Consider the following 9030-nt stretch of genomic DNA (forward strand, 5'->3'; position numbering starts at 1 on the left):
CTACCACACCATGCCGCTCTGCTCCCCAGCCCGCGCCGCCAGCTGTCCTCCCTCAACGAACACCCCACCCGCCGGCCCGCACGCGGAGGATCCCCCCACAGATCACAAGCAGCGCCCGCTGTGCGAGGCTCCCGGGCCGCCGTCAGTGACCCTCCGCGCTCTCGCGGGGGTCGGTGGCGGTGATCCGCTCGACGAAGCGCCGTACCTGTTCGTCGACGGGCTCCCGCTCGGTCACGGGCATGACGTGCCAGCGGTAGGCACCACCTTCGTCGGACCGGCCTGTCAGGAAGGACATGACCACGCGCGCCGGCTCTCCCCGCTCCTGCACACTGATGCCGTGCGCGAACGGCCGGCAGTCCCACCGCTCGTACCAGTCGGTCGCGGCGATCCGGTGGGCCAGCAGGCGGGCCGCCGTGTCCACCGGTTCCTCCCAGCCGTGGTCGGCCACGGCTCGGGCCAGTTCGGCGTCGTACTGTGCGGCGTCGAACCGGACCTCCGAAGGCATCGGGACCCGGATGTCGTTGGTGTTCTCCCAGTCCGTCCACTCGACGCGGTCGTCACGACGCCGGATGGTGACGAACACTCCTCCGCAGCAGCCGGTGTCGCAGTCGTTGTTCGACAGTTCGACACGGCGGGGTTCGGGAGCGGCTGACAAGGGCCACGTCTCCGGCGGACCGAGCCACTTCTCCTGGTAGCAGCTCGAATCGCCGTCCGGGTGCGTCTCCGCCAGCACGTCCCGCCCGTCGATCAGCGGACGGATGCCCGCCCCCTTCCTGACCGCCTGGGGACGTGGAAGGGCAGGACGGAGGGCGAGGACGCTCACCGGCGCGAAGTGTTCCATTGTGCCCATGATCCCCGATCGGGGAGCGCGGGGTCAGTGGGGTGCCGGCCCGGTCAGGCGGCGCACCAGGGTGACGACGGCCTCCCGGTCCGCCGCCGGGTCGGTCGCGCCGGAGAGGAGCAGGCGGACCATCTGCGGCAGCGTGAACCACGCGTTCACCAGGCCGATCACCGCGAACATCAGCCGCCCCGGATCCACGTCCTCGGTCAGCTCGCCCGCCTTCTGCGCGGCCGCGACGGCGGCGACCTTCTCCCCGTAGTGCGCGGTGCGCTCCGGCTCCGCCGCCAACTCCTCGGCCTCCGTGCCGCGTTGCAGCCCTTCCCAGGCCAACAGGCGGGAGAAGTGCGGGTTGGCCGAGTGGTAGTCGAAGACGCGTCCGGCGAAGTCGCCGAGCCCCGCTCCCGGCACCGCCGCGATCGGCACGGCCTCCGCCAGTTTGCCGAGTTCGGACGCCAGCACCGCGCCGAAGAGCTGCTCCTTGTTGCCGAAGTACTGGTAGATCCGCTCCTTGTTCACTCCCGCCCGGGCGGCGACGCGGGCGATCCGGGCGCCGTCCGGGCCGAACTCGGCGAACTCCTCGACCGCGGCGTCGAGGAGGAGTTGCTGCGTGCGTGCGGTGTCCCAGGCCATGGGGCAACCATATCGCGAGTCTCCAACCATTGGGTTGGACATCCTCGCCCGCACCTGCCAAACTCCAACCAGCAGGTTGGAATATCCAGCCGCTCACCCACGGAAGGACACGTCATGAGCACCGACGCCATCACCGCACCGGCCCCGGCGGCCCCCGCGGCCCCGTCCGTGCACCGCCGGGCCCTGCTCACGTGGCTCGCCGTCTACCCGACCATCACCGCCGCGTTCGTCCTGCTCGGCCCCCACCTCGGACGCCTGCCGCTGGCACTGCGGACCCTGGTCATGACCGGTCTCGTCGTCCCGGTCGTCGTCTACGCGCTGCTGCCCCTGCTGCTCAAGGCGGAACGGAAGCTCGTCCGGCGCCTCGGCCACCGGAAGTAGCACCCGGCGGGCGCTACCGGCCCTGGGTGACGAGGAAGCGGCCCGAGCGCCAGTGCAGCCGGGCCGGGCCGCCGGTGGGCCAGTCGTGGTTCAGGTGGCGGCGGCCCCGGCCGAGGGCGCCGAGGTCGTGGGGGCGCAGGGTGCCGGTCGTCAGCCCGGCGGCCTCGTCGGCGGTGACCGGCATGATCGTCACGTACTGGGCGTCGTCCCCGCCCATCCAGTCCACGACCGCGGTGAAGATCCACACGAACTTCTGCGAACACTCCCGGCAGCGCCGGAGGTTGACGGCGAAGCGCGATCCGTCCAGCACCTCCGCCTCGTGCTCGAACCCCTCCCGCTGCCGCCCCCACACGGCCCGTTCGTCCTCGCCGTAGCACTTCGCGCAGCCGAACTCCGCCACCGGCCTGCCCATCGGCCCACCCATCGGTCGACTCCCTGTCCCGCGACGCCCCGGTCGCGGCCCATGATGCCCGCAGGACCCGCGCACAGCCGGGGAGTCCACCCCGCCCGGGGAACAATTCACGGACCGTTCCCGCCCCGTTCGCGCCTCAAGGCGTAAGCCGACCCGGCCGGTTGACGGCGGCACGGTCCGCTACCCGGGCAGCCCCCAGAACGCCCCGCGCAGACCCACCTCCGCGAAGTAGGCGCTCGCCGAGGCCGGGTCGCGCCGCCGGTACCCCCTCTCCAGGCGGCCCGCGTACCAGCCGCGGGCGAGGCGCCACAGGGTGGCGAGGTCCAGGACGTCACCGCGCGGGGAACCGGTGGCGGCCAGCCAGTGGTCCACGCAACCGGTGGAGCAGAACAGCCGCTGGTGGGCACAGGTGTGGACGACGTCGTCCCAGACCCGGGCGGCGGGCACGAGGAAGTGGGCGACCTGCCCGCCCGGCGGCGGGGCCTCGCGGCCGACCACCCAGGCGTGCGGGCGGTCGCAGGCCGGGCAGCGGGTGGCGACCAGGACGTCCGGCTCCTCCGGCAGCAGGTGCGGGACGGCGAAGGAGTCCCAGGCGCAGCCGCCCCACCACAGGGTGCGCCGGCCCGCCACCGAGAAGCCGAGCGGGACGGCGGCGAACGGATGGGCCATCACGACGCGGCCCCGGTCCGTGTCGTCGAGGACGAGGTCACGGCCGGTGTGCAGTTCCTCCAGGGCGGCCCGGACGGCCGCCGCCGGCAGGCCGGTGGCCCGCGCGAGCTCCGACGGGGCGGGCGCCCGGCCCGTGTCGGCGAAGTGGGCGTAGACGGCGAGCCGGACGTCTTCGGTCCGTTCGTCGCGGGAGTGCTCCATCATGCTCCTCCGGTCCTCGGGTGCTCTCGCCCCCAGCCTCGCCCCGGGGCCGTCCACCGGTCTTGAACGCCGGTGCGCCATCCTGGAGCGGATGGCGACGGAGCGGGAGCGGGCGGCGTACTGGCGGGTGCCGGGGCTGGCCCTGGAGGCGATGCGGGCGCACTTCCGCGACTTCGTGTACCCGGTGCACTCCCACGACACCTACTCCGTCGGCGTCACCGACGAGGGCGCGCAGTCCTTCCGCTGCCGGGGCGGGCTGCGCACCACCGGCCCTGGCCTGGTGATGGCCTTCAACCCGGACGACCCGCACGACGGCCGGCCGGCGGCGGAGCACGGCTACCGCTACCGGATGCTCCACGTGGGCGAGGAGCTGTTCCGCACCGTCCTGGCCGACGCCGATCCACGCCGCGCCGGTCCGCCGCTCTTCCCGGCCCCCGTCCTCGACGCCCCGCGGCTGGCCCGCGCCCTGTCCGGGCTGCACCGCGCGGTGGCGGGCGCGGCCCCACGCCTCGTGGTGGACGAGCGGCTGACCGCCGCCGTGCTCGCGTTGGCCGACCACGGGTCCGCCCGGCCGACGCGGCCCGACCCGGACCGCAGTCGGGCCCCGGCGGCCACCGCTGCCGCCCGCGCCCGGCAGCTGCTGGAGCAGCGCTTCACCGAGGACCTCGGCATCGCCGAACTGGCCGAGGCCGCCGGGTGCAGCCGCTTCGCCCTGCACCGGGCGTTCCGCGCGGCGTACGGCTTCGCGCCGAGCGCCTACCAGCGCGACCTGCGGCTGCGCCGGGCCCGCCGGCTGCTGGCGGCCGGGGAGCCCCCCGCCGTCGCGGCGGCCGCGAGCGGCTTCGCCGACCAGGCGCACCTGACCCGCTGGTTCGCCCGCACCTACGGCGTGACCCCCGGCGTCTACCGGACCGGGGCCGGCCCGCTCAGCCGGTCTCCAACAGGACGGCCGGGAGGGCGGCCTCCCGCACCAGGGCACGCGGGAGGGTGAGGCCGAAGTGGCGGCCGAGGACTTCCAGGCAGGCGCGGTGGAGGTCGGCTCCCGGCCGGTCGGGGTCGGGCAGCCCGACTGCGGCCAGCTCGGCCGTCAGGGCGGCGGCGGTGGCCGGCTCGCCCTCGACCTCACCGGAGCCCCAGGTGTGGTCCAGGTGGAGGTTGAGGTGGCAGATCTGCCGCCCGTCCCGGTGCGCGGCGAAGAAGGGCGGTACCGGTTTGCCGTTCTCCTCCTCGAACTCGACGTGGAAGACCTCGGCGCCACCCCGCGAGACCTCCGGTCGAACGCCGAGCTCCCCCTGCCAGTAGCCGTACGCCACCGCGAAGGCGAGGTCGCCGCTGCGCCCGTGGTGCAGCGCGATGCCCTCGAAGTCACCGGCGAATTCCAGCTCGTGGTCCTCGACGAGGTCCTCGGCGGTAAGTTCGCCGAGCGGCCGCGCGGTGCGCCCCGGGAGCCCCTCGACGATCCGGGCCACGAGTTCCTCCGACTCCAGGCCGCGGGCCAGCACCACGCTGTAGCCGCCGTAGGCGATCGACTCGGGTTCGGCGAGCCAGGTGAGTGAATCCGTCATGATGATCATCCTGCCGCACGCCGCCGACACACCGGAGGGGCGTGCCCCTCCGGTGTGCCACCGCCCGTCGGGCCGGGGCCGCTACTCGGTCAGCGCCCGGGCCCGGACCGCGCGGCGCAGCGTGTCCAGCTGGTCCACCAATCCACGCCTGGTCGCCGCGGTGAGGCCCGGGTCGGCGAGGCACTCCTCGGCCGCCCGGACCGTCCGCTCGGTCGCGGCGAAGGCGGGGAAGCCCGCCGTGGTGAGCACCCGGGCCAGTGCGGGGCCGCGGCGGCCGGCGGCAGCCGCCAGCTCCTTGAAGTAACGCACCGTCAACTCGTCGAGCAGTTCCGCCTGTTCGGACTGCCACAGGCCGCGGGCGGTGGCGGCGGCCAGGTAGTTGGAGAGCTCGCCGTGGAACAGCGCCTGCCAGGCGGCCTCCTTGGCCGCCGGGTCGGGCAGCGCGGCACGGCAGCGGGCGGCGCCCTCCTGGCTGGTGTCGCTGGGGTCGGCGGCGAGTTCGGCGGCGATCTCCGGTTCGCCCGCCGCGCCGAGCACGCACAGCCGCAGCAGCAGCTGCCAGCGCAGGTCCGGGTCGAGCTCGGGCCCGCCGGGCACGGTGCCGGCCGTCAGCCAGTCGCGCAGTTCGGCGGCCTGCGCCCCGCCGGTGGCGGTGCCGATCACCCCGCGCACGGCCAGCAGGCGCAGCCCGGTGCCGTCCGGCTCGTCCTCGGTGCGCCGCAGCAGGGCGCGGCAGGCCCGGGCCAGTGTGGCCAGCGCCGCGGGCCGCTCGGCCGGGGGCACGGCGCTGTCCACCACGAACCCGCGGGCGAAGGCGAGCACCGCGTCCACCAGGTGCACCGAGGTCTCGCCGGGCAGGTGGTCGGCGACGAGTTCCAGGTACTCGCCGGGCGCCAGTTCGCCGTCGCGCACCTGGTCCCGGGCGGCGCTCCAGAGCACCGCCCGGGCCAGCTCCTCGGGCACCGCGCCGAGCGAGGAGCGCACGGTCTGCCAGGAGCCGGGGTCGAGCCGGATCTTGACGAAGCTGAGGTCGGTGTCGTTGAGCAGGGTCAGCTCGGCGCCGTCGAGGAGGTGCGGCTCCCCGCCGTCGGCCGCCAGGTCGAGCGGTACCCGCTCGGCCAGTTCCAGGGCGCCGTCGGCGGTGCGCCGGTAGCGGCCCGCGGTCAGCTGGTGCGGGCGCGGCCCGCCGGCGCCCGCGGTGTGCTCGATCCGGCCGTCGGCCAGCCGCAGGGTGTCCACGCCGGTGGTGCGCAGCCAGCGGCCGGCCCAGCCGTGGACGTCGCGGCCGCTCGCCGCCGTCAGCGCCCGGAGCAGGTCGTCGAGGGTGGCGTTGCCGAAGGCGTGCTCGTCGAAGTAGTCGTTGACCCCGGCCAGGAAGGCCTCCTCGCCGAGCCAGGCGACCAGCTGGCGCAGCGCGGCGGCGCCCTTGGCGTAGGAGATGCCGTCGAAGTTCTGCAGCGCCTGCGCGGTGTCGTCCACCGCGCCGGGGGCCACCGGGTGGGTGGAGGGTCGCTGGTCGGCGTCGTAGCCCCAGCTCTTGCGGTTGGCGGCGAAGCCCGTCCAGGCGCCGGTGAAGCGGGTGGCGGCGGCGGTGACGCGGTAGGCCATGTACTCGGCGAAGGACTCGTTCAGCCACAGGTCGTCCCACCACTTCATGGTGACCAGGTCGCCGAACCACATGTGCGCCATCTCGTGCACCACCACCAGGGCGCGCTCCTCGCGCTTGGTGTCGTCCACGGCGGAGCGGAAGACGTACTCGTCGCGCAGCGTGACGCAGCCCGGGTTCTCCATCGCGCCGGCGTTGAACTCCGGCACGAAGCACTGGTCGTAGCTGTCGAACGGGTAGCGGTGCCGGAAGACCCGGTGGTAGTGGTCGAAGCCCTGCCGGGTGACCTCCAGCAGTTCGGGGGCGTCGGCGTCCAGGTGGGCGGCGAGCGAGCGGCGGCAGTGCAGGCCGAGCGGGATCCCGTCGTGCTCGGCGCGCACCGAGTGCAGCGGGCCGGCCACCACGGCGACCAGGTAGCTGCTGATCGCCGGGGTGGGGGCGAACTCCCAGCGGCCGGGTGAGGCCTCGCGGCCCACGCCGTTGCCGACCACCGTCCACTCCCGGGGCGCGGTGACGGACACCGTGTAGCGCGCCTTGAGGTCGGGCTGGTCGAAGGACGCGAACACCCGCGAGCCGTCGTCGAGGAAGGACTGGGTGTAGACGTAGTCCTCGCCGTCGGCGGGGTCGGTGAAGCGGTGCATGCCCTCGCCGGTGTGCGAGTAGGCCATGTCGGCTTCGACGGTGAGTTCGTTGTCGGCGGCCAGGCCGGTCAGCGGGAAGCGGCCGGCCCGCAGCGCGGTGACGTCCAGGTCGCGGCCGTTCAGGGCCACCCGGCGCAGTCGGGCCGGTTTGACGTCCACGTACGTCGCGGCGCCCGGGGCGGCGCAGCCGAAGCGGATCACCGTGGTGGAGCCGAACACCTCCCGGCCGCGGGTCAGGTCGAGGTCGAGGTGGACGGTGCGGACGTCGAGCAGCTCGTGGCGCTCGACGGACTCGGTACGGGTGAGCACGGAGGTATCGGACATGCGGATCATGCTGCTCCATCGGACGGGTCGGGGGCACTCTCTTTTCGGCCCCGGTCGCACCGCTTCCGCCCCGACGGCCGCGCGACGGCCGCGCGCCGGCCGGTCGCCGCTCGCCTCCGGTCGCCGCCGCTCGCCTCCGTCGGCGATCAACTACCGCAATCGGGTTACTTCCTCAACAAAGTAGGATGACTTGACTCCCGTGCTACGCGCGAAGAGTTCCACGAAGATCCCAATTGTCCGATTCACCTCCCGCTTCACACGCCCGGAGCCACCCCCATGGACAATCTGTCCACCGCCGACACCGACGGCGCGATAGAGACCCGCGGTATCGATCCCGTTCCCGACCACGAGCGCCGGGGCAGAGTCCGCGAGCTCTTCCCGACCTGGGTCGCGGCGAACATCAGCGTCCTGCTGCTCACCATGGGGGCGGCCCTGGTGGTGTTCAACCGGTTGAACTTCTGGCAGGTCCTGATCGTCGCCGGGTGCGCGGCGCTCGTCTCCTTCGGCATGGTCGGCGTGGTGTCGGTCTCCGGCAAGTGGGGCGGGGCGCCCGGCGCGACCCTCTCCCGGGCCACCTTCGGGGTGCGCGGGAACCTCTTCCCCGGCGCCATCCTCTGGATCGCCCGCTTCGGCTGGGAGACGATCAACGCCGTCACCGGCGCCTACGCCGTGCTGACCGTCCTCGACCTGCTCTTCGGCGTCAAGAGCAACACCGCGCTGATCGTGGTCACGCTCTTCGCCTTCGTCGCCTGCACCTTCCTGGTGTCCGGTCTGGGCCGCAAGGCGCTGAACGTCTGCAACACCTGGTCGACGTACCTGTTCGGCGTCTTCAGCGTGCTGGTGCTGGGCTACCTGGTCGCGACCATCCACTGGAGCGAGGTCTTCGCCAAGCCCGCCGGCACCACCGCGATGATGATCGCCGGCATCGGGACCATCGCCGCCGGCGGCATCAGCTGGGTCCCCACCGGCCCGGACTTCGCCCGCTACCTGCCGCACGCCGCCTCCGGCCGGAAGATCGTCGGCGTGACGGTCTCCGGCGCCGGCCTGGTGATGGTGCCGATGGTGCTGATGGGCGCCGTGATGGCGGTGGCCTCACCCGGCCTGGCGCAGGCCGCGGACCCGGTCTCCTTCCTCGGCGACCTGCTGCCGACCTGGCTGGCGGTGCCCTACCTGCTGACCGCGATCGTCGGCATGCTGCTGATCAACAGCCTCTCCATGTACTCGGCCGGCTTCACCGCGCAGACCATGGGGGTCAAGCTGCCCCGCGCCATGGCCGTCAGCATCAACGCCGTGATCTCGCTGGTCGGCGGCCTGCTGCTGATGCTGGTCGCGAAGAGCTTCCTGGGCTCCTTCATCACCTTCCTGATCCTGCTCGCCGTCTCCTTCTCGGCCTGGATCGGCGTCTACGCGGTGGACATGTTCCGCCGCCGCTCGCGCGCGGTGCGCTACGACCCCGCCGCGCTGATGGACACCGGCCGCACCAGCCGGTACTGGTACACGGGCGGCTTCTGCTGGCAGGCCATGGTGGCCTGGGTGCTCGCCCTGCTGATGGGGCTCGCCTTCACCAAGTGCGACTGGTTCGCCGGCCCGCTCTCCGACACCCCGATAGGCAAGTACGGACTTGCCTGGGCGGCGACCATCGTGATCTCCGCCGTGATCATGGCCGTGCTCCCCACCCCCCGGGAGAACGTTCCCACCGAGCTCCAGGAGCAGGGGGCCGACCAGGTCACCGTCTGATCCCGCGAAGCGACGCCCCGGAC

The 9030-nt window shown here is 73.4% G+C and carries 9 protein-coding genes; 3 read left to right on the plus strand and 6 right to left on the minus strand.

The genetic code is table 11. The annotated features are described in order from the left end of the window. Nucleotides 1–142 precede the first annotated feature (142 nt). Nucleotides 143–841 (minus strand): hypothetical protein, encoded by a 699-nt coding sequence (locus ACFRMQ_RS33270; protein ID WP_380734479.1) that lies wholly within the window; start codon nt 839–841, stop codon nt 143–145. A 33-nt stretch (nt 842–874) separates the two neighbouring features. Further along, nucleotides 875–1471, minus strand: coding sequence for a TetR family transcriptional regulator (locus tag ACFRMQ_RS33275; protein ID WP_380734480.1), 597 nt, complete (start codon nt 1469–1471; stop codon nt 875–877). A gap of 114 nt (nt 1472–1585) precedes the next feature. Between ACFRMQ_RS33275 and ACFRMQ_RS33280 the strand changes: the two genes are divergently transcribed. After that, nucleotides 1586–1852: a hypothetical protein gene (locus ACFRMQ_RS33280; protein ID WP_380734481.1), complete on the plus strand. Its 267-nt coding sequence runs from the start codon at nt 1586–1588 to the stop codon at nt 1850–1852. Nucleotides 1853–1865: 13 nt separating this feature from the next. Here ACFRMQ_RS33280 and ACFRMQ_RS33285 read toward each other — a convergent pair whose 3' ends face one another. Then, nucleotides 1866–2276, minus strand: coding sequence for a hypothetical protein (locus ACFRMQ_RS33285; RefSeq protein WP_380734482.1), 411 nt, complete (start codon nt 2274–2276; stop codon nt 1866–1868). 168 nt (nt 2277–2444) lie between these two features. Next, nucleotides 2445–3137 carry an organomercurial lyase gene (gene merB, locus ACFRMQ_RS33290; protein WP_380734483.1) on the minus strand — a complete coding sequence of 231 codons (693 nt, stop codon included), beginning with the start codon at nt 3135–3137 and terminating at the stop codon, nt 2445–2447. An 88-nt stretch (nt 3138–3225) separates the two neighbouring features. On the opposite strand from merB, the gene ACFRMQ_RS33295 reads away from it, so the two are divergent. Continuing rightward, the gene (locus ACFRMQ_RS33295) at nt 3226–4125 is read left to right on the plus strand and encodes an AraC family transcriptional regulator (RefSeq protein WP_380734484.1); all 900 of its coding nucleotides are present in this window, start codon (nt 3226–3228) and stop codon (nt 4123–4125) included. Here ACFRMQ_RS33295 and ACFRMQ_RS33300 read toward each other — a convergent pair. Together ACFRMQ_RS33300 and pepN are read right to left on the minus strand one after the other, a co-directional pair. Then, a complete protein-coding gene (locus tag ACFRMQ_RS33300; protein WP_380734485.1) occupies nt 4061–4699 on the minus strand; it encodes a hypothetical protein in 639 nt (212 codons plus the stop codon). The genes ACFRMQ_RS33295 and ACFRMQ_RS33300 overlap by 65 nt on opposite strands. An 81-nt stretch (nt 4700–4780) precedes the next feature. Continuing rightward, nucleotides 4781–7270, minus strand: coding sequence for an aminopeptidase N (gene pepN / locus ACFRMQ_RS33305; protein WP_380734486.1), 2490 nt, complete (start codon nt 7268–7270; stop codon nt 4781–4783). 276 nt (nt 7271–7546) lie between these two features. Here pepN and ACFRMQ_RS33310 point away from each other — a divergent pair, with 276 nt between their 5' ends. Further along, a complete protein-coding gene (locus tag ACFRMQ_RS33310; RefSeq protein ID WP_380734487.1) occupies nt 7547–9007 on the plus strand; it encodes a purine-cytosine permease family protein in 1461 nt (486 codons plus the stop codon). Nucleotides 9008–9030: the final 23 nt, after the last annotated feature.

The sequence above is a fragment of the Kitasatospora sp. NPDC056783 genome, from assembly GCF_042789895.1.
Classification (GTDB): Bacteria; Actinomycetota; Actinomycetes; order Streptomycetales; family Streptomycetaceae; genus Kitasatospora.